Source organism: Actinoplanes sp. NPDC049802, assembly GCF_040656595.1.
Classification (GTDB): domain Bacteria; phylum Actinomycetota; class Actinomycetes; order Mycobacteriales; family Micromonosporaceae; genus Actinoplanes.
The window spans coordinates 151,967-170,801 of sequence record NZ_JBFAMR010000001.1; the positions used below are offsets into that span (position 1 = coordinate 151,967).

15 protein-coding genes are annotated in these 18,835 nt (G+C 71.6%); 7 read left to right on the forward strand and 8 right to left on the reverse strand.

Annotated elements, in window-relative coordinates:
* Nucleotides 1-31: 31 nt before the first annotated feature.
* The 4 genes from AB0I88_RS00685 to AB0I88_RS00700 all read right to left on the reverse strand — a co-directional run bounded on the left by AB0I88_RS00685 (nt 32) and on the right by AB0I88_RS00700 (nt 4,990).
* Nucleotides 32-1,906 (reverse strand): beta-L-arabinofuranosidase domain-containing protein, encoded by a 1,875-nt coding sequence (locus AB0I88_RS00685; protein WP_361016763.1) that lies wholly within the window; start codon nt 1,904-1,906, stop codon nt 32-34.
* Nucleotides 1,907-1,910: 4 nt separating this feature from the next.
* Complete coding sequence (locus AB0I88_RS00690; protein ID WP_361016766.1) at nt 1,911-2,714, reverse strand: carbohydrate ABC transporter permease; 804 nt, start codon at nt 2,712-2,714, stop codon at nt 1,911-1,913.
* A 2-nt stretch (nt 2,715-2,716) separates the two neighbouring features.
* A complete protein-coding gene (locus tag AB0I88_RS00695) occupies nt 2,717-3,574 on the reverse strand; it encodes a sugar ABC transporter permease (RefSeq protein ID WP_361016769.1) in 858 nt (285 codons plus the stop codon).
* Between the two features lie 123 nt (nt 3,575-3,697).
* Nucleotides 3,698-4,990 (reverse strand): sugar ABC transporter substrate-binding protein, encoded by a 1,293-nt coding sequence (locus tag AB0I88_RS00700; protein ID WP_361016772.1) that lies wholly within the window; start codon nt 4,988-4,990, stop codon nt 3,698-3,700.
* Between the two features lie 179 nt (nt 4,991-5,169).
* On the opposite strand from AB0I88_RS00700, the gene AB0I88_RS00705 reads away from it, so the two are divergent.
* A complete protein-coding gene (locus AB0I88_RS00705) occupies nt 5,170-6,180 on the forward strand; it encodes a LacI family DNA-binding transcriptional regulator (RefSeq protein WP_361016775.1) in 1,011 nt (336 codons plus the stop codon).
* A 21-nt stretch (nt 6,181-6,201) separates the two neighbouring features.
* Here AB0I88_RS00705 and AB0I88_RS00710 read toward each other — a convergent pair whose 3' ends face one another.
* On the reverse strand, nt 6,202-6,639 hold the full coding sequence (locus tag AB0I88_RS00710; protein ID WP_361016778.1) for a MarR family transcriptional regulator: 438 nt from the start codon (nt 6,637-6,639) through the stop codon (nt 6,202-6,204).
* A 99-nt stretch (nt 6,640-6,738) separates the two neighbouring features.
* Between AB0I88_RS00710 and AB0I88_RS00715 the strand changes: the two genes are divergently transcribed.
* The 3 genes from AB0I88_RS00715 (at nt 6,739) to AB0I88_RS00725 (ending at nt 9,411) form a co-directional block, all read left to right on the forward strand.
* On the forward strand, nt 6,739-7,977 hold the full coding sequence (locus AB0I88_RS00715) for a hypothetical protein (RefSeq protein ID WP_361016781.1): 1,239 nt from the start codon (nt 6,739-6,741) through the stop codon (nt 7,975-7,977).
* Nucleotides 7,978-8,007: 30 nt separating this feature from the next.
* Nucleotides 8,008-8,394 carry a nuclear transport factor 2 family protein gene (locus tag AB0I88_RS00720; RefSeq protein ID WP_361016783.1) on the forward strand — a complete coding sequence of 129 codons (387 nt, stop codon included), beginning with the start codon at nt 8,008-8,010 and terminating at the stop codon, nt 8,392-8,394.
* An 84-nt stretch (nt 8,395-8,478) separates the two neighbouring features.
* Entirely contained in the window at nt 8,479-9,411 is a 933-nt protein-coding gene (locus tag AB0I88_RS00725; protein ID WP_361016785.1) for an aldo/keto reductase, read from the forward strand.
* Between the two features lie 86 nt (nt 9,412-9,497).
* Here AB0I88_RS00725 and AB0I88_RS00730 read toward each other — a convergent pair whose 3' ends face one another.
* Nucleotides 9,498-9,953 carry an SAM-dependent methyltransferase gene (locus AB0I88_RS00730; RefSeq protein WP_361016788.1) on the reverse strand — a complete coding sequence of 152 codons (456 nt, stop codon included), beginning with the start codon at nt 9,951-9,953 and terminating at the stop codon, nt 9,498-9,500.
* Between the two features lie 127 nt (nt 9,954-10,080).
* Here AB0I88_RS00730 and AB0I88_RS00735 point away from each other — a divergent pair, with 127 nt between their 5' ends.
* Complete coding sequence (locus tag AB0I88_RS00735; protein WP_361016790.1) at nt 10,081-11,844, forward strand: NAD(P)/FAD-dependent oxidoreductase; 1,764 nt, start codon at nt 10,081-10,083, stop codon at nt 11,842-11,844.
* Complete coding sequence (locus AB0I88_RS00740) at nt 11,832-13,292, forward strand: hypothetical protein (RefSeq protein ID WP_361016793.1); 1,461 nt, start codon at nt 11,832-11,834, stop codon at nt 13,290-13,292. The genes AB0I88_RS00735 and AB0I88_RS00740 overlap by 13 nt, the downstream gene beginning before the upstream one ends.
* A gap of 94 nt (nt 13,293-13,386) precedes the next feature.
* Here AB0I88_RS00740 and AB0I88_RS00745 read toward each other — a convergent pair whose 3' ends face one another.
* The gene (locus AB0I88_RS00745) at nt 13,387-14,430 is read right to left on the reverse strand and encodes a M15 family metallopeptidase (protein ID WP_361016796.1); all 1,044 of its coding nucleotides are present in this window, start codon (nt 14,428-14,430) and stop codon (nt 13,387-13,389) included.
* A 174-nt stretch (nt 14,431-14,604) separates the two neighbouring features.
* Here AB0I88_RS00745 and AB0I88_RS00750 point away from each other — a divergent pair, with 174 nt between their 5' ends.
* The gene (locus tag AB0I88_RS00750; protein ID WP_361016799.1) at nt 14,605-17,373 is read left to right on the forward strand and encodes a S8 family serine peptidase; all 2,769 of its coding nucleotides are present in this window, start codon (nt 14,605-14,607) and stop codon (nt 17,371-17,373) included.
* A 110-nt stretch (nt 17,374-17,483) separates the two neighbouring features.
* Here AB0I88_RS00750 and AB0I88_RS00755 read toward each other — a convergent pair whose 3' ends face one another.
* Entirely contained in the window at nt 17,484-18,710 is a 1,227-nt protein-coding gene (locus AB0I88_RS00755; RefSeq protein ID WP_361016802.1) for an MFS transporter, read from the reverse strand.
* Nucleotides 18,711-18,835: the final 125 nt, after the last annotated feature.

An 18,835-nucleotide genomic window follows, 5' to 3' on the forward strand; every position in this document is an offset into this window, starting at 1 on the left:
GGCGGGCCCTCGCGGGCCCGCCGAGGGCCGGTCAGGTGGTGGGCAGCCAGACGCGCATCGTGGACGGTCCGCGCCGGGCCCAGCGGTGGTACGGGCGCAGCGGAATCTCGACGGGATCCCCGGTGGCCGGCGACGGCGGGGGGCCGTAGGGCCAGCTCGGGTCGGGAGCCGCCCGGGTGTGACCGGTGACGATCACGGCCCCGTCGCGGTCCACCGGTTCGGCGGCGGGATCCAGGCGGACGGTGTCGATCGTGACACCGGGCGGCAGGTCGACCGATTCGAGGCAGTAGACGACCGGGCCGCGTTCGACGGCGACGCTTCCGCGTACCGCGTCGATTCTGGCGTCGGGGAAGGTGAGCCGCGCCCGGACCGCCAGATCGAGCGTCAGGGTGTCGCCCGCCGTGAAACGGCGCCGCACCGCGGCGAGGCCGGGCGCCACCGGTACGCCGTCGAGGGTCGCCCCGGTGGCCCACGGTGGGATCCGCAGGGTGAGCGTCCACGCGGTCTGCGGCGCGGCGACGACCCGGATGGTGACCCGCCCGTCCGCCGGATAGCGGGTGTCGATGTCGAGCCCGATGTCGCCGGTCCGGATCGACGCGGGGGTGTACTGGTGGATCTGTACGCCACCGTCGTCGTCGGTGGTGGCGACGTAGGCGGCGAGGCTGGCGAACGTGCGCGCCAGGTTGGTCATGCAGCAGGATACCGCGTACCAGGGCGCCCGCAGACTGGACGCGGCCCGCGGAACCAGGGCGCCGGCGGCCGGTTCGATGCCGGGAACCCGCTGGTGCAGGGTGTTGGTGTAGAAGAACCGGGCCCCGTCGTCGGACGGCGAGGTGGCGATGATGTTGAACAGCACCCGTTCGATCAGGTCGGCGTAGCGCGGGTTGCCTTCGGCGAGCAGCAGCCGCCAGGACAGCATGATCGACCCGACGCCGGCGCAGGTCTCCTGGTAGGCGCGGTCCGGTGGCAGTACGAAGTCGTCGCCGAAGGCCTCGTCCTGATGTCGCGACCCGATGCCGCCGGTGAGATAGGTGCGCCGGGCGACGGTGGCCCGCCACTGCCGGGCGACCGCCTCGAGCAGCCCGGTGTCGCCGGTCTCGACGGCCAGGTCGACCGCCCCGGACGCCAGGTAGACGGCCCGTACGGCGTGCCCGCGCAGTACCCGGGCCTGGCGGATCGGCACGTCGTCCTGGAAGTAGGCGCGGCCGAACTCGATGTCGTCGAGCACCTGGTGGCCGCGCCGTTCGACGAACAGTCGCGCCTGGTCGAGGTAGCGCCGGTGTCCGGTGACCCGGTACAGCTCGACCAGCGCGGGCTCGATCTCGGCGTGCCCGCAGACCGAGCCGATGCCGTCCGGGCCGAACGTGTCGCAGACGTGGTCGGCGGCGCGCATCGCCACGGTCACGAGGTCGTCGTGACCGTGGGTGCGGGCCCGGGCCACCGCCGCCTGGATGAGGTGGCCGTAGCAGTAGAGCTCGTGGCCCCACTCCAGGTCGGTGTAGCGGGCGGCCTGGCCGGGCCGCCCGAAGTTGGTGTTGAGGTAGCCGTCGGGTTCCTGGACGGCGGCGATCCGGGCCACGATCGCCTGGAAGCGGTCCTCGTAGGCGGGGTCGTTCGCCCAGGCCAGCGCCTCCAGGTACTTGTAGACCTCGGAGTCGGAGAACTCGCGGCCGCGGCGGTCCTCGACGGGTGCGCCGAAGTTGCCGAGCCAGCCGGCCTTGGTCAGCCAGTGCTCGATGTGGTCGAAGGAGGCGGTCCGGCTGGTGTGCTGCCGTTGCTGCCAGAAGCCGGGCCGCAGGGTCACCTCGTGCAGGCCCAGCGGCCGCAGCCGGCCGGTGCTCGGGGCAGCCGGTGTCCCGCCGCGCCCGGTCCATTCGCCGGACACGACGGCTTTCTCGATCGTCACCAGGTCAACCCTTCAGCGCGCCGGACAGGAAACCGCGGACGTAGTGCCGCTGGAGGGCGAGGAACAGCACGATGCAGGGCAGGGCGAGGGTGACCACCCCGGCCTCGGTCGCGCCGTAGTCGACGATGCCCATCACCTGCTGGCGCATGTTGGCGACGGCCAGCGGCAGGGGCGCCTTGTCGGAGTCGCTGATCAGCACCAGCGGGGTGATGAAGTCGTTCCAGGCGGCCAGGAAGGCGAACAGGCCGACGGTGATCAGGCCGGGCCGCACCGCCGGAAGCATGATGTGCAGCAGGGCCCGGAAGCTGCCGCACCCGTCGACCAGGGCCGACTCGCCGAGTTCCTTGGGCACCGCCTCGAAGGAGATGCGCATCATGAAGACGGCGAACGGCAGCTGGAACATGGTGAGCACCAGCGCCAGGCCGAGCAGCGAGTTCTGCAGGCCCAGGTCGTTGAGCAGGACGTAGAGCGGGATCAGCAGGGTCGCGTAGGGCACCATCAGGATGGCCAGGGTGACCAGGAACAGCAGGTTGCGGCCGGGGAACCGGAACATCGCGAACGCGTACCCGCCGAGCAGTGACACGCCCAGGGTGAACAGCACGGTCAGGACCGACACCACTGTCGAGTTCAGCAGGTACTGCCCGATGCCGGCCTGGTAGTTCGCCAGCGTCTGATAGTTGCCGAAACCCCAGCCGGCGGTCTGCCTGGTGCCGGCCTGCGGGCTCACCGAGGCGACCGCGGACCACACCAGCGGGGAGAGGAAGAGGACGGCGAGGCCGCCGCCGACGATGTGCTGCGGGGTCCGCATGGTCAGTCCTCCTTGCCGCGCAGGCCACGGAACTGCAGGACGTTGACGACCAGCAGGGCGGCCAGGATGAGGATGGAGAGGGCGGCGGCGCGGCCCAGGTTGTTCTGGCCGTAGAAGGCCATGTTGTAGACGAGCTGGACGATGGTGATCGTGCTGTTGTCCGGGCCGCCCTTGGTGAGGATGTAGAACTGGTCGAAGGCCAGCAGTGATCCGGTGACGCAGAGGATCGCGCACAGCGCCAGCGACGGTTTGAGCAGCGGCAGCGTGATGTGCCGGAAGGTCTGCGCCCGGGTGGCGCCGTCCAGGCGGGCCGCCTCGTAGACGTCACCGGGGATGCTCTGCAACCCGACCAGCAACAGCAGCATGTAGAAGCCGGCGAACCGCCAGACGATCAGCACGACCGTCGACCACAGCGCCGAGCTCGGGGTGCCGAGGAACGAGTCGATGCCGAGGAAGCCGAGCGGGCTGCTCTGCGGCGAGTAGAGGGCGTAGAACAGCAGCGACGCCGACGCCAGCCCGAGCGCCGACGGAACCAGGAACGAACTGCGCAGGAATCCCGTCCAGCGGCTCGACTCCTGCACCAGCATGGCCAGCCCGAGGGCGAGTCCGAGCAGGATGACGGTGGTGACGACGGTGTATTTGATCGTGAACCAGACGGCCGGCCACAGCAGCCGGTCGTCGAGGACATCGGAGTAGTTCTCCGGCGCGTTCCAGCCACGGTCGCCGGTGAACAACCCCCAGTCGGAGACCGACATGCGCGCGACCAGGATCACCGGCACGACGAAGAAGATCAGGACGAACAACGCGGTGGGCGCGGCATAGGCCCAGCCGGTCAGCTTCGGCCTCCGGCGTCGCCTCACCCCTTTCACCGGTACGGCGGGCGAGCTCCGTTGTTGTTCCAGGGTGGTGACGGGAGATGCCACGGTGGGTCGGTCCTCACGTTCGGTGCGGCGCCCGGCGGGTGTCCCGGGCGCCGCCATTCGTCACTGGGCCAGGACTGCGGTCAGGGCTTCGTTGTCCTTCTCGAGGGCGGCCGCGTCGCCGTACACCTGATTGCGAAGGAGGGTGGCCCATGGGCTGCCGGGCGCGTTGAACGCCTGCTGGAAGTTGACCGCGACCGGGGTCTTGCTCTGCGGCGACGCCGCGGCCTTGTTGATCGTGACCACGCGCGGGTCCTTGGCCGAGTACTGGTTGTCGACGAGGTCGGTGCGGGCCACGCTGCTGTTGTTCTTGGCGAGCACTTCGACCTGCGCGGCCTCGGAGGTCAGCCAGGACAGGAAGTTCCAGGCCTGCTGGGTCTTCTTGGAGTCCTTGGAGACGCCGATGCCGTCACCGCCGACGAACGTGGAACCCTGCCCGGCCGTGACGCCGGGGATGGCGGTGACGCCGACGTCGACGGTCTTGGACGCGGTCGGCAGCAGGGTGGCCGGGTACGGCATCACGCCGATCTTGCCCTCCTGGAAGGCGGCGACCCAGGTGGCGCCGGTCTCGTCCTTCGAGCCGGGGGCGATCGCGCCGGCCGTCTGGAGCTCGCGCCAGGTCGAGTAGACCTTCTGCGCGGCGGGCCCGTCGAGCAGCGACTCGGTGCCGGCCGGGTCCATCACCTCCTCGCCGCTGGCCCACACCATCGGGAACCAGGTGAAGACGTTGCAGCCGCCGCAGTTGCCGCCGAAGTAGGTGCCGTGGACGTCCTTCCTGCCGAGCTTCTGTACGGCCAGCGCCTGCTGCTTGAACTCGTCGACGGTGGTCGGGCCCTTCTCCGGGTCGAGGCCCGCCTCCTTGTAGAGCTTCTTGTTCCAGAACATGACCGACAGGTCCAGGACGAAGGGCAGCACGTACTTCTTGCCTTCGAAGGTGCCGGCCTGAACGTGCCCCTGGTTGATCTTGTCGGCGTAGGAGAGCTGGCCGATGCTCTCGGTCAGGTCGTGGAACAGACCCGACTTGGTCCAGTTGGGCACGTAGACGATGTCGGCGGCGAACAGGTCCGGCAGATCGCCGCTGCCGGCCGCCGCGCCCACTTTGGCCACGTAGTCGTCGTTGGGGACGATGGTCAGCTTCACCTGGTTCTTGTGCGCGGCGTTGTACGCCTCCACCAGGGCCTTGGCCTGCAACTCCAGCGGGGCGCGGGTCCACAGGGTGAGCTCGGAGCCGTCGTCGACCCCCTCGACGCCGGCGCCGGCGACAGGGGCGGCGGTGCCCCCGTCGTCGTCCCCGCCACAGGCGGCCATCCCGGTGAGCAACAGGCCCGCCAGGGCGGCGCTCAATATTCGACGCACGGAGCACCTCCGGTTTTCGGTGAGTTTCGGTGCGGGTATATTCCCGGGTACGCTCGGAACGAGTTGAGCAGTGGAGAAGTACGAGCCTGGGCGTACCGAAAACGTTTTCCGGAACGTAATACGGAGGAAAATCCGTTGTCAAGACCCTCGATGATCCGCACCGACGAGGAGGCGCTCCCTTGACCATCCGCCCCGTCACGCTGCGCGAGGTCGCCAAGCTCGCCGGCGTCTCCATCGCCACCGCCTCGAAGGCCCTCAACGGTCAGCCCCAGGTCCGCGCCAGCACCCGTGAGCGGGTCCTGCACGCCGCCGAGCAGCTCAACTTCTCCCCCAACACGCTCGCGCAGGGCCTCATCACCCAGCGCAGCGGAACGGTCGGGCTGCTCACCTCCGACCTGGAGGGACGATTCTCGATCCCGATCCTGATGGGCGCCGAGGACGCTTTCGGCTCCGACCAGACGTCGGTGTTCCTCTGCGACGCCCGCGGCGACAACGTGCGCGAGAAACACCACCTGCGGGCCCTGCTGTCCCGCCGGGTCGACGGGCTCATCGTGGTCGGCGCCCGGCCCGACGCCCGCCCCTCTCTGGGCCGCGACCTGCCGGTGCCGGTGATCTACGCGTACGCGCCGTCCGAGGACCCGGCCGACCTGTCCCTGGTCACCGACAACGTCGGCGGCGGCCGCCTCGCCGTCGACCACCTGATCCGGCACGGCCGCCGCCGCATCGCCCACGTCACCGGCGACGCCACCTACGGCGCCGCGCAGGACCGCGCCACCGGCGCCCTGGCCCGCCTCGCCGAAGAGGGCCTCGAACTCGCCGGAGACCAGGTGTGGTTCGGCAACTGGTCGGAGGCCTGGGGTCGCGGCGCCACCCGCATGCTGCTGCAGCGCGACCCCGGGATCGACGCCGTCTTCGCCGGCTCCGACGAGATCGCCCGCGGCGTCCTCGATGTCCTCCACCAGGAGAAACTCGACGTCCCGTCACAGGTCGCGGTGATCGGCTTCGACAACTGGAACATCCTGGCGGCCAACGCCCGCCCGCCGCTGTCCACCATCGACATGAACCTGGAGCAGCTCGGCCGGCTGGCCGCCCAGCGCCTGTTCGCCGCGATCGGCGGCACCCTCGGCTCCGGCACCGAGACCGTGCCGTGCCGTCTGATCACCCGCGAGTCCACCGCCCCACTGGGCTGACCGCGCCCCGGCGGCGGCCGCTCAGCCGAAGGCGACCTTCGTCAGCAACTCGGTGAGGGTCTTGCGCTCCCGGTCGGTGAGGTTGGCGAAACTGGCGTCACCGGCCGCCCGCACCGCGGCGAGCCCACGGTCCAGCAACCGCACGCCGTCCGCGGTGGCCACGATGATCCGGGAGCGCCGGTCGCGCTCGCCGGCGCGGCGTTCCACCAGGCCGCGTCTCTGCAGCTCGTCGACGAGCGCCACCACCTGGCTGGGGTCGAGGCCGAGGAACTCGCTGAGCTCCCGCTGCGACGGTCCCGGATCCTGGCAGGCCAGCCACAGCACCGACAGCTGGCGGACCTTGAGGCCGAGCGGGGCCAGGCGGGCGTTCGCGGCGCCGCTGGTGACCGCACGGGCGCGGGCCAGCAGGAAGCCGGGGTCGGCGGCCAGGTCCGATCCGAGCAACCTGTGGTCAGACATTGAAGACCTCAATCATTGACTTTCTCAAATATCTGGCGGGACGATGGCGGGCACGCGAGCCTCGGGGAGGACCTCATGCGTACCGTGAGATGTTTGGTCTTGGCAACGATCCTGGCGGTCGTCGCGGCAGCGCCCGGCAGCCCGGCCACCGCCGCGCCACCCGCCGGCGAGCACCGCGGCACGCTGACGGGCGGCGCCACCTGGCTCGGGCACATCCCGGCGCGCTGGAACGGCACGGTCCTGCTCTTCGCGCACGGCTTCGGCCCGCTGCGCCCGCAGGACGCCCCCAGCGAGCAGGCCCGGGAGCTGCTCCTCGCCGAGGGGTACGCGATGGTCGGCTCCTCCTACTCCGGCCCGACCATGTGGGCGCTGGAGACCGCCCTTCCCGACCAGCGCGCCGCCCTGCGCGCCTTCGAGGAGGTGCTCGGCACGCCACCGCGGCGGACCATCGCGATCGGACGGTCGATGGGCGGGCTGGTCAGCGCACGGCAGGCGCACGACCCGCGCGGCGGCATCGACGGGGTGCTCACCACCTGCGGCATCGTGGCGGGCGGGCTCAACCTCAACAACTACCAGCTGGACGGGCTGCACGCGCTCACCGAGCTGCTCGCCCCGGGCCGCGACATCCCGCTGGTCCGCTACCGCGACGCCGCGCAGGCGGCTCAGGCCGCCGCCGACATCGTCGCCCTCACCACCGAGGCGCACGCCACGCCGGACGGCCGGGCCCGGATCGCGCTGGCCGCCGCCCTGTTCAACCTGTCCGGCGACCACTTCCGGGCGATGACCGCCGGCGGCGCCCTCAACCGGTACGTCACCGGCCGCCAGCAGATCGAACTCTCCGCCGGCGGGAACAGCGCCTACAACCGGGGCGTCGACTACCGGGCCCTGCTCGCGAGCAGTGCGCACGCGGCCGGGGTGCGCGCCCTCTACCGGGAGGCCGGCCTCGACCTGCGCGCCGACCTCGACCGGCTCACCGCCACCGCCGACGTCACCGCCGACCCGTGGGCGGTCGCCGACCTGCGCCGCTCGTCGATGGTCGCCGGGCCGTTGCGGGTGCCGCACCTGACCATGCACACCCTGGTCGACGAACTGGTCCCGGTCGAGCACGTCGACTGGTACGGCGAGCACGCCCGGCACCGTCCCGGCATGCTCCGCAGCGTGTACGTGAACGCCACCGGCCACTGCGTCTTCCAGCCGGCCGAGGACGTCGCCGCACTGCACATGCTGGAGCATCGCCTCGATCACGGGCGCTGGCCCGACCTCACCGGCACCGGGCGGTTCGTCCGGTTCAATCCGCCCCGCCTGGTGGGTGGCCTCGGCGAACCCGGCCGCCTATAGTCAACAAATTGACTACCTACGGAGGATCGGATGAACAGCTTCCGCAAAGCCGTCGAAGCCCGCGACAGCGCCGCCATCGAGGCCCTACTGGCGGAGAACGTCGTCTTCACCAGCCCGGTCGCGTTCAAGCCGCACGAAGGCAAGGCGATCACCGCGGCGATCCTCCGTGCAGTGATGCGGGTGTTCGAGGACTTCCGGTATGTGCGGGAGATCGCCGACGGGGCCGACCACGCCCTCGTCTTCGAGACCACCGTCAACGGCAAGGCGCTCACCGGCTGTGACTTCCTCCACTACGACTCCGACGGCCTCATCGACTCGCTGATGGTGATGGTGCGGCCGCTGTCCGGGGCCAACGCGCTGGCCGAGGCGATGGGCGCCCAGTTCGACCGGATCCGCCAGGAGGCCACCCACCCCTGATCGCGGCCCGATGGCCGCCCGCCGGGTTCGTGTCACGAATGGACGGTGACAGCGCGTTCACATCCGCGGAGTACGGTGATCTTCATGAGCAGCTTGGGTGCCGGGATCGAGGTCTTTCCGCTTGCGCTGGGTGGCAACACGTTCGGCTGGACCAGCGACGTCGCCTCCTCCCATCAGGTGCTGGACGCCTATCTGGAGGCCGGCGGTGACTTCCTCGACACCGCCGACAGCTATTCGGCGTGGGCGCCGGGCAACTCCGGTGGCGAGTCGGAGACGATCATCGGGGACTGGCTGGCGTCGCGCGGCTACCGGGACCGGGTGGTCATCGGCACCAAGGTGAGCCGGCACCCGCGGTTCCCGGGGCTGGCGGCCGCCAACGTGCGGGCCGCCGCGGACGCCTCGCTGAAGCGGCTGCGGACCGACCACATCGACCTGTACTGGGCGCACTTCGACGACCCGGCGACACCGCTCGAGGAGACGGCCGCCGCCTTCGACGCTCTGGTCCGGGACGGCAAGGTGCGGGCGATCGGGTTGTCGAACTACACCGGCGACCGGATCCGGGAGTGGTTCGGCATCGCCCGCCGTGACGGGCTCACCCTGCCGGTGGCCGTGCAGCCGCACTACAACCTGGTCCGGCGCGACGGCTACGAGACCGACATCGCCCCGGTCGTCGCCGCCGAGCAGCTGGCCGTCGTTCCCTACTACGGGCTGGCCAGCGGGTTCCTCACCGGCAAGTACCGGTCCAGCGACGACCTGACCGGCGCGGCCCGCGGCGGTGCGGCCGCCGCCTACCTGAACGACACGGGACTCGCCGTCGTCAAGGTGCTGGAGGAGGTCGCGGGGGCGCACGGCGCCGCCCCGGCGACGGTCGCGCTGGCCTGGCTGCGCACCCGGCCCGGCGTCGCCGCCCCGATCGCCAGCGCCCGCACCCCGGAGCAGCTTCCCGCGCTGATCGCCTCGGCGACGCTGGAGCTGTCCGCCGCCGAGATCGAGGCGCTGGACGAGGTGTCGGCCTGACGGCGCCGGCTGAGCGGGCGGCCCGGCACCTGACCAACGGCTGACCGGGCCGCGCGGACGACGGGCGACCCGGTCCCAGGTCGCCTCTACCGGTAGTAGGACTTCATGACCTCGTGCACCCAGCCGGGTTCGCGGACGGCCGCGGCGGGCGGGACCATGGCGCTCAGGTACGCCTTGACGTCCAGCACGGGGGTGCCGTCGATGGCGTCGAGCCCGCGCACGTGCAGCCGCAGCCCGTCCACGCGGAGCAGCTCGCAGCGGGAGACGCCGAGATGGTTGGGGCGGTCCTTGACCCGCTGGGCGAGCACACCCACCTTCGGCCACGCGGTGTCACCGCGCGGGTGGCGGGCGCCGCGGGTGGTCTTCGCCGGGTCGCACAGGTGGAAGGAGAAGATCACCTCGAGGTGGGAGAACTCCTCCAGGCCGAGGGTGGACTCGGCGTCGACCTGCGTGGGGTCCAGTTCGATCACCGAGTCGATCTTGCCCCAGTAGTCGTCCTCGGGGGTGGTGCGCTCGTTGTGGACGATGCCGATCGGTGTCACGGTTCTCCTCCGGAATGCGCTCGTTCGATCGATGCTCGCCATTCGGCAGTCACTTGCTTCAAAGTACGCGCGCGGTTTAGCTGTCTTCGGCGAGGCACGCCCACGGGGGCCTGCCGGAAGGGGACGGATGTCCACGACCCGCGACATCGAGATGCTGCGCGCGAAGTACCGCGCCGAACGTGACCGCCGGATCCGGCCCGAGGGCGGCGGCCAGTACCGGCCGGTGACCGGCGAGTTCGGCTACTACGCCAAGGACCCGTACACCGAGCGGATCGAGCGGGACCCGGTGTCCGGCCGGGTCGAGGCCACCGTGATCGGCGGCGGGTTCGGCGGCCTGCTCACCGGCGCGCGGCTGCGGCAGGCCGGGTTGCGGGACATCCGCATGATCGACGAGGCGGGCGACTTCGGCGGCACCTGGTACTGGAACCGCTACCCCGGCATCCACTGCGACATCGAGGCGACCGTCTACATGCCGCTGCTGGAGGAGGTCGGCTACGTCCCGAAGTGGCGGTACGCCCCCGGCGAGGAGATCCGGCAGCACGCGGTGGCGATCGGCAAACGGTTCGATCTCTACCAGGACACCCTGTTCCACACCAGGGTCACCTCGCTGGCCTGGGACGACGACGCCACCGAGTGGACCGTCACCACCGACCGGGGCGACGAGTTCCGGTCCCGCTACGTGGTCATCTCCTCGGGTCTGCTGACGCAGCCGAAGCTGCCGGGCATCCTGGGGATCGAGACGTTCCGCGGGCACACCTTCCACACCAGCCGGTGGGACTACGGCTACACCGGCGGCGACCAGACCGGCGGCCTGGAGAAGCTGGCCGACAAGCGGGTCGCGGTGATCGGCACCGGCGCCACCGGTATCCAGGTGATCCCGCACCTGGCCAGCGACGCCGGGCATCTGTTCGTCTTCCAGCGCACCCCGTCGACGGTGGACGTCCGCGACAACCGGCCCACCGACCCGCAGTGGGCGGCCTCGCTCCGGCCGGGCTGGCAGCGGGAGCGGATGGACAACTTCCTCACCATCGTCAGCGGCGGGCACGCCGACGTGGACCTGATCGACGACCGCTGGACCGCCACCGCGAAGCTTCAGCGGACGTTCCTCAGCGGCACCCGGTCGGCGCTGACCGACGAGGAGCTGGAGCTGGCGGACGCGGCCACGATGGACGGCATCCGCGCGCGGGTGGACGAGGTGGTCACCGACCCGGCCGTCGCCGAGCTGCTGAAGCCCTGGTACCGGTACATGTGCAAGCGGCCGACGTTCAGCGACCACTACCTGCAGGCGTTCAACCGGCCGAACGTGACGCTGGTCGACACGGCCGACCACGGTGGCGTCACCGCGATGACCGAGACCTCGATCGTCGTCGGTAATCAGGCGTACGAGGTGGACTGCGTCATCTTCGCCACCGGCTTCGAGGTCGGCATCTCCGGTGTGCTGTCCGGGACGCTGCGGGTCACCGGCCGCGGCGGGCGCGACATCTTCGAGCACTGGGCGACCGGTTTCCGTACGCTGCACGGCTTCTACAGTCACGGTTTCCCGAACCTGTTCCAGCTCGGGCCGATCCACAACGCCAACGCGGTCAACTTCGTGCACATCCTCCAGGAGCAGGCCACCCACATCGCCGCGGTGGTCGCCGAGGCACGCGAGCGGGGCGCCCGCCGTATCGAGCCGACGCTGGAGGCCGAGGACGAGTGGGCCGCCACCATCGACCGCGACGCGCACCACAGCTACGAGTTCCAGGCCGAGTGCACACCCGGGTACTACAACAACGAGGGCAAGCCGATGCCGGTGAGTTTCTCGTTCGGGCCCGGGCCGGTCGTCTTCCACGAGACGCTGCGCGGCTGGCGTGCCGGCGGCGGATGGGAGCAGGTGCTGTGGAACGGCTGAGTGGACCGTCGCCGCTGCGCGGATCGAACGGCATCGCCTTCGGACCGGACGGCCTGCTGTACGTGGCCGAGTACCTGGCCGGGCGGATCAGCACGGTGGACGTGGACACCGGCGAGGTCCGGGTTCTGGTCCCCGCCGGCGGGCCGCTGCAGTCCCCCGACGACCTGGCGTTCGGTGCCGACGGCGACATGTACGTCGTCGACATGGCGCCCGGCCTGGTGTGGCGGCGTACCCCGTCCGGCGAGCTGTCTGTGGTGGCCGAGGGCATCCGCAACCCGAACGGCATCTGCTGCCTCGGCGACCGGCTGTTCGTCAACGAGATGGCCTTCGGCGGGCGGGTGCTGGAGATCACCGGCGGTGAGCCGCGGGTGCTGGCCGAGGATCTGGTGCTCGGCAACGCCATGCAGGCCGGCCCGGACGGGCGCCTGTACTTCCCGCACATGTTCCCGGGCGCGGTCCACCGGGTCGATCCGGACGGCGGCGTCCCGGAGCTGGTCGCCGACGAGGTGCCGCAGACGGTGGCGGTCCGTTTCGACCGCGCCGGCGTGCTGTACGTGCTGCTCGTCGACGACGCCGGCACGATCGTGCGCATCGACGGCGACCGGCGGGCCACGATCGTCACCGGGGTGCCGGGCCTGGACAACGCGGCGTTCTCGGCCGGCAACCGGATGTTCGTGTCCAGTTTCGCCACCGGCGGGATCACCGAGGTCCTGCCGGACGGGACCACCCGGGAGATCGTCGCGCACGGGTTCGCGGGCCCCTGGGACGTGGCCGTGGACGCCGACGGTGGCGTGCACACCGCCGACCACTACCGGATCGACGGGGCGCTGCTGCCGTTCGCGCACTGCCTGGCCGTCTCCGGCGACCTGCTGCACTTCACGTCGCAGTACGGCCAGACCGGAACGTACGACCGGGTGTCCGGGTCGGTGCGCACCCGCGAGGTCACCCTCGATCACCCTCTCGGCATCGCGGTACGCCCGGACGGCGCCGTGGTGATCGCGGAGTCCGGCGCCGGCCGCGTGCTGGCGATCGGTGCCGGCGACACGGTCGAGGTGCTGGCCGAGGGGCTGGGCAGGCCGGCCGGTGTGGCGGTCGACGCGGCGGGCCGCTGCCTCGTCAGCGACGAGAGGCACGGGGCCGTCTACCGCCTCGACGACGGCAAGCCGGTGCCGCTGGCCGAGGGCCTGCGAGCCCCGCAGGGTCTGGTGGTCCGCGACGGGCGCCCGATCGTCGTGGAGTCCGGCCGCCGCCGCCTGCTCGAACTGGGTGGCCCGGAGCCGCGGGTGCTGGCCGAGGATCTGCCGGTCGTGCCGCCCCGCGATCCGCAGCCGGCCCTGATGGTGCACGACCTGCCCGGGGTGCCACGCCCGTTCGCGGGTCTGGCCACGGGGCCGGACGGCGCGCTGCACCTGGCCGGCAACGCCGAGGGCAGTGTGCTTCGCCGGTAGGTCACCCGGGTGAGTGGGCAGCTCGGCCCGGCGGTCGCGGCACCGGCGCGACCGGATGATCGGTCGCGCCGGTGGGCGTACGAGAAGATGGTTCTCAGCCGCCGGTGATGGACCAGTGCCAGGCCTCGGAGGGCAGGTTGACGTAGCCGTATCTCGCCGCGTTGGCGGTGAGCCACTTGAAGGCCTTGGTCTTCCTGGTCAGGGATCTGCCGCCGGTGGTGATGTCGACGGCCAGGCCGATCTCGTGCAGGGAGCGGCCGGGGATGGCGGTCGGTACGCGGCAGGAGGAGGCGGGTGCGGTCCACACGTCCGGACAGCCGTTGATCTTGCGGAGTTCGATCTGGCGGGCCTTGGTGCGGAAGCCGCCGCCGGACATGGCGATGCCGTCGGCGCGGGCGTCGTCGAGCATCCGTTTGAAGGCGTAGGCGACGTTGCGGTGCACGGTGATGCCGTAGACGGTGGTGGTGTCGGCGAGCGCGAACCTGGGGCGGATCTCGGTGACCACGTCGCGGCTGAGGGCGGTGGCCTGGGCGGCGTGACCGGCCGCGGTGCCGACCGCGGCGATGCGCTGCTCGGTCTTCGGGATCGCGGCGGCGGCCGTGTCCCGCGCGGCGACGGCCCGCCGCAGGGTGGCGGCCGCGGCGGTGACCTGCTTGCGGGCGGCGCGCAGGACGGCGGCGGCCTCGTGCAGCTTCTTGCGGCGGGCGTCGCGGGTGGCGGTGGCCGTGGTGACCGCCTTCGCCGCCCTGGCGACGTCGTTCTTGCTGCGGGGACGCTGCTTCGACACCCGGGACAGGGTGTTCTTGGCGTCGGTGAGCGCGCGTTCGGCCGTCTTGAGCCGTTCGTGGACGGCGGCGTGCGCGGTGGTGACGCCGGCCAGGTGCAGGCCGGCGGCGGCGTCGGCCTCGGTGGCGGCGGTGACCTCGCTGACGCGGGTCCGGTGGGTGGCTTTCTGGGTGGCGAGGGTGCTGCGGAGTTTCGCCGTCGTCGCGTCGGCGGTGAGGCTGCGGTACATCAGTGCGGTGTAGTTCTGTGCGATCCCCGGCACCTTGGCGTGGGCCGTGCCGGGGGTGCCGACGATCGGGGCAGCGACCGCGAGTGCCGTGGCCATCGCGGCGATGATCCGTCTCTTCTTCACCTGACGTGCGCTCCTTGACTTCCGGGTGCGTGGTCGTACAACCGTGCGATCCGGTGGGTGCGGCTTCGAACCGGCGGGAGAGCGAACCGGTTGCGGTGCTCGTACATCGATCCCGATCCCGATAACATCCACGAACATCGAATCGATAGATGTCAGTGTCAGTGGGGGGACTGCATGCTTCGACGAACCGTCGCCGCTCTCGCGATCGGCGCCACCGTGGTCGGCGTCACCGGCACGGCGGCCCGGGCGGGGTCACCGGAGGACCGCGCGTACGCCCAGATCGCCGCCCTGCAGGAACTCAAGAGGTCGCTGACCGGCGACGAACGCAAACTCGACAGCCGGCTCGCCGTCGAGCTGCGCAAACGCGACAGCAAGGTGGCCACGGGCGCACTGCCGGCGCTCACCACCGGTGTCGAGGTCACCGCGTCCGGGACGGTCGAGGTCGAGGTGCGCGCCGAGAAGGCCGGTGACGACCTGCTCGGCCGGCTCCGCCAGGCCGGCGCCGGAATCCGGTTCCCGTCCGAGAAGACCGGCACGGTGCTCATCGAGGCGCCGCTCACGGCGATCGAGGAGATCGCCTCGTGGAAGGACGTCACCGCGGTCCGGCTGGCGGACGGCGCGATCACCGGCCGTCAGCGGGACCCGAAGGCCGCGACGCGCACCGAGTCCAAGCAGGCCAAGACCGCGCGGATCGAGACCGCGGTCAAGTCCTCGCCGAGACTCACCACGGCCGCCGCCGGATCGGTGGTGTCCGAAGGCGACCGCACCCACGCCGCCGACACGGCCCGCACCAGGCACAAGGTGACCGGTGTGGGCGTGAAGATCTGCGCCCTGTCCGACGGTGTGGACTCGCTCGCCGACTCACAGGCCTCCGGCGACCTGCCCGCCGACGTCGACGTGCTGCCCGGCCAGGAGGGCGACGGCGACGAGGGCACCGCGATGCTGGAGATCATCCACGATCTGGCGCCGAACGCGGAGCTGGGTTTCGCCACCGCGTTCACCAGCGAGGCCAGTTTCGCCGACAACATCCGCGAGCTGCGGTTCACCGGCGGCTGCGACATCATCGTCGACGACATCGTGTATTACCACGAGAGCCCGTTCCAGGACGGGTTGCCGGCCCAGGCGGTCGACGACGTGACGGCCGACGGCGCCTTCTACTTCAGCTCGGCCGGCAACGAGGGCAACACCCTCGACGGCACCTCCGGCAACTGGGAGGGCGACTTCGCCGACTCGGGGCTGGGCGTCGGCAAGTTCGCCGGGGACGCGCACGACTTCGACCCCGGCGAGGGCGTGTCGATCCTCAACCCGCTGTCGCCGGGCAGCGCCGGCCAGGTCACCACCCTGTGGTGGGCGGACCCGCTGCTCGCGTCGGCCAACGACTACGACCTTTACGTGATCAACTCGGCGGGCAACGTGACGTCGTTCTCGCAGGGCGTGCAGGACGGCGACGACGACCCGTGGGAGATCCTGCGGCTGCCGTCCGCCACCGGCCTGCGGCTGGCGGCCGTCAAGTTCTCCGGCGCCGACCGGTACCTGCAGCTCACCGTGTTCCGCGGCCGGATGGGCTTCGCCACGCCGGGAGTGCTGCGCGGGCACAGCGCCGCCGAGAAGGCGTTCGCCGTGGCGGCCACCCCGGCGGCGGCCGCGCTGCCGTTCGACCTGGAGGACGGCGACCCGGCGAACCCGGCCGGACCGTACCCGAACGTGCACACCCGCCAGTCGCGGCCGGAACGGTTCACCTCGGACGGGCCGCGCCGGCTGTTCTACGCCGCCGACGGCACGCCGTACACGCCCGGCGACCTCTCCTCGACCGGCGGCGTGGTCCGGGCCAAACCGCAGATCACCGCGGCCGACGGGGTGGCCACGTCACTGGCCGACTTCAACCCGTTCTTCGGCACGTCGGCGGCCGCCCCGCACGCCGCCGCGATCGCCGCGCTGGCGCTGTCCGGCAACCCGGGGATGACCGGCGACGACATCCGTGCCGCGCTCACCGAGACCGCCCTGGACCTGACGCCGGCCGGGTACGACCACCGCACCGGCAGCGGCGTCATCCGGGCCGACCTGCTGCTGCGCAACACCGGAGCCACCCCGCAGCCGCTGGTCCGGGCCGGCACGCCGACGATCACGCCGGCCACCGGGGACGGGGACGCCTACCTGGAGCCGGGCGAGAAGGCGACCGTGACGGTGCCCGCCGTGAACTCCGGCGACGGCACGGCCACCGGGGTCAGCGTGGTGCTGACCAGCCCCGACCCCGGGGTGACGGTCGCGCCGCGGTCCCGCTCGTACGGCACCGTCGCGGCCGGCGCCACCAAGACCCGCGACTACACGGTGACGGTGCCCGCCGGCCACCCGCTGGGCCGGCCGCTGACGTTGCAGGCCCGGGTCACGTTCGCCGGGGAACTGTCGCCGACCACCCGGACGGTGCCCGTGCAGGTGGGGCAGCCGTCGGCGACGGCACGCGACTTCGCCTACAGCGGCGCGGTGGTGCCGATCCCGGACAACGACCCGACCGGGGCCACCGCCACCGTCGACGTCAGCGGCGTCGGGTACGCGTCCGCGCTGACCGTGTCGATCGACGGTTCGGAGTGCACGACCGCGGCCGGGGCCACCACGGTCGGTGTCGACCACACGTACGTCGGGGACCTGATCGGCACGCTCACCGCACCGGACGGCAGGTCGGCGACGCTGTTCTCGCGTACCGGGGGCAGCGGCGACAACCTGTGCCAGGTGGTGTTCGACGACGCCGCGGCCACGCCGTTCGCGTCGGCGCTGTCCGCCGACGCGCCGTTCACCGGCAGGTGGCGGCCGGACACCGCGCTGTCCGCCCTGCGGCTGTCGCCGGTCGACGGCACGTGGACGCTGAACGTCGCCGACCGGGTCGGCAGGGACACCGGGTCGATCCGGGCGTTCTCGCTGCACATCGCCGGTTTCGAGCCGGCCTGATGACGGCCGTCCGGGCGTGTGCGCACGCGCCCGGACGGTCTCCTCACGCGTGCCGGGAGCCATGGGGACGCGCCCGGACGGTCTCCCTCACGCGTGCCGGACCGTCTCCCTCACGCGTGCGCCACGGATTCCGGCCGGGAGCCGCCGCGGCCGACCGAGAGCAGGTTCAGCAGCAGCACCGCGCCGGCCACCAGGGCGAGCAGGATCAGGCCGAGGGCGTACGAGTCGAGCCGCTCGTAGATGGCCCCCATCACCAGCGGCGGCACGAACCCGCCCAGCCCGCCGGCGGCGCCGACGACGCCGGTGACCGAGCCCACCTGGGTGGGCGGCGCCAGCTGCGCGACCAGGGTGAACGTCGCCCCGCTGCCCGCGCCGAGGGCGACCGCCATGGACAGGAAGGCGATCGTGCCGAGCGGCACGAGATCGGGGGTGGTCGACTGGAGCAGCGCGCCGGCGATGACGATGACGAGCGCCACCGCCAGCACCCGCGACGGCGGGATTCGGTCGGCGAGCCAGCCGCCGATCGGCCGCATGATCACCGCGAGGAGCACGAATCCGGCCATCCGGTTGGCCGCGTCCACCGGGGTCAGCCCGTAGGCGGTCTTCAGGTAGGCGGGCAGGTAGACCGAGAACGCGACGTAGCCGCCGAACAGCAGCGCGTACAGCGCCGCCGCCTGCCAGGTGATCCGCAGCCGGAACGTGGCGGCGAGCCGTTGCGCCAGCGGCGCGGTGGGCACCGGCCGGCCGGGCGCGTCCCGCAGCACGGTCCAGGCGATGACGGCGTACGCGACGAGCGCCCCCGCCGTGACCAGGAACGGGGTGGACGTGCCGCTGGCGTCGACCAGCCGTACGGTCGTCAGGGCGCTGATGGCGGTGCCGCCCATGCCGACGCCGAAGATGCCGACGGCGAGGCCGCGCCGCTCCGGCGGGAACCAGGCGTTGACGAACGGCACCCCGACCGCGAAGGCGGTGCCGCTGACGCCCAGGAAGAAGCCGCCGATCAGCAGGGACGCCAGCGCGTCGTGGCCGAGCAGGCCCAGGTAGAGCACCGGGACGACGCTGGCCAGCGAGACGAGTGGAAACATCACCCGGCCGCCGAAGCGGTCGGCCAGCGCGCCGACCGGGATCCGCCCGAGCGACCCGACCACCACCGGCACGGCGACCAGCAGCGCCTGTTGGGACGAGGTGAGCCCGAGCTCGGCCTGGAATCTGCTGGCGAGCGGGCTGAGCAGCGCCCAGGCCCAGAAGTTGAGGGCGAACCCCAACGTGGCCAGGCCCAGCATCAGATAGGCGCGGCCCGGTGTGGCGGCCGGTCCCGCGGTCGGTGAGGTGCTCATCGCTCTCTCCGTGGACGTCGTGAATGTGCCGCCATTCCCCACTACGAGCAGCGCAAACGAAGCTACGGCAAATCGGGGTGGCAATCCCGGGTTCCGTCATTCGGGTTGCACACCCGTCGCACGGG

What these genes read in the sequence shown, in the direction of transcription:
- AB0I88_RS00755 (WP_361016802.1), bottom strand. Translation starts at nt 18,710, where the DNA reads ATGAGCACCTCACCGACCGCGGGACCGGCCGCCACACCGGGCCGCGCC.
- AB0I88_RS00725 (WP_361016785.1), top strand. Translation starts at nt 8,479, where the DNA reads ATGAGCAGCTTGGGTGCCGGGATCGAGGTCTTTCCGCTTGCGCTGGGT.
- AB0I88_RS00720 (WP_361016783.1), top strand. Translation starts at nt 8,008, where the DNA reads ATGAACAGCTTCCGCAAAGCCGTCGAAGCCCGCGACAGCGCCGCCATC.
- AB0I88_RS00690 (WP_361016766.1), bottom strand. Translation starts at nt 2,714, where the DNA reads ATGCGGACCCCGCAGCACATCGTCGGCGGCGGCCTCGCCGTCCTCTTC.
- AB0I88_RS00750 (WP_361016799.1), top strand. Translation starts at nt 14,605, where the DNA reads ATGCTTCGACGAACCGTCGCCGCTCTCGCGATCGGCGCCACCGTGGTC.
- AB0I88_RS00710 (WP_361016778.1), bottom strand. Translation starts at nt 6,639, where the DNA reads ATGTCTGACCACAGGTTGCTCGGATCGGACCTGGCCGCCGACCCCGGC.
- AB0I88_RS00735 (WP_361016790.1), top strand. Translation starts at nt 10,081, where the DNA reads ATGTCCACGACCCGCGACATCGAGATGCTGCGCGCGAAGTACCGCGCC.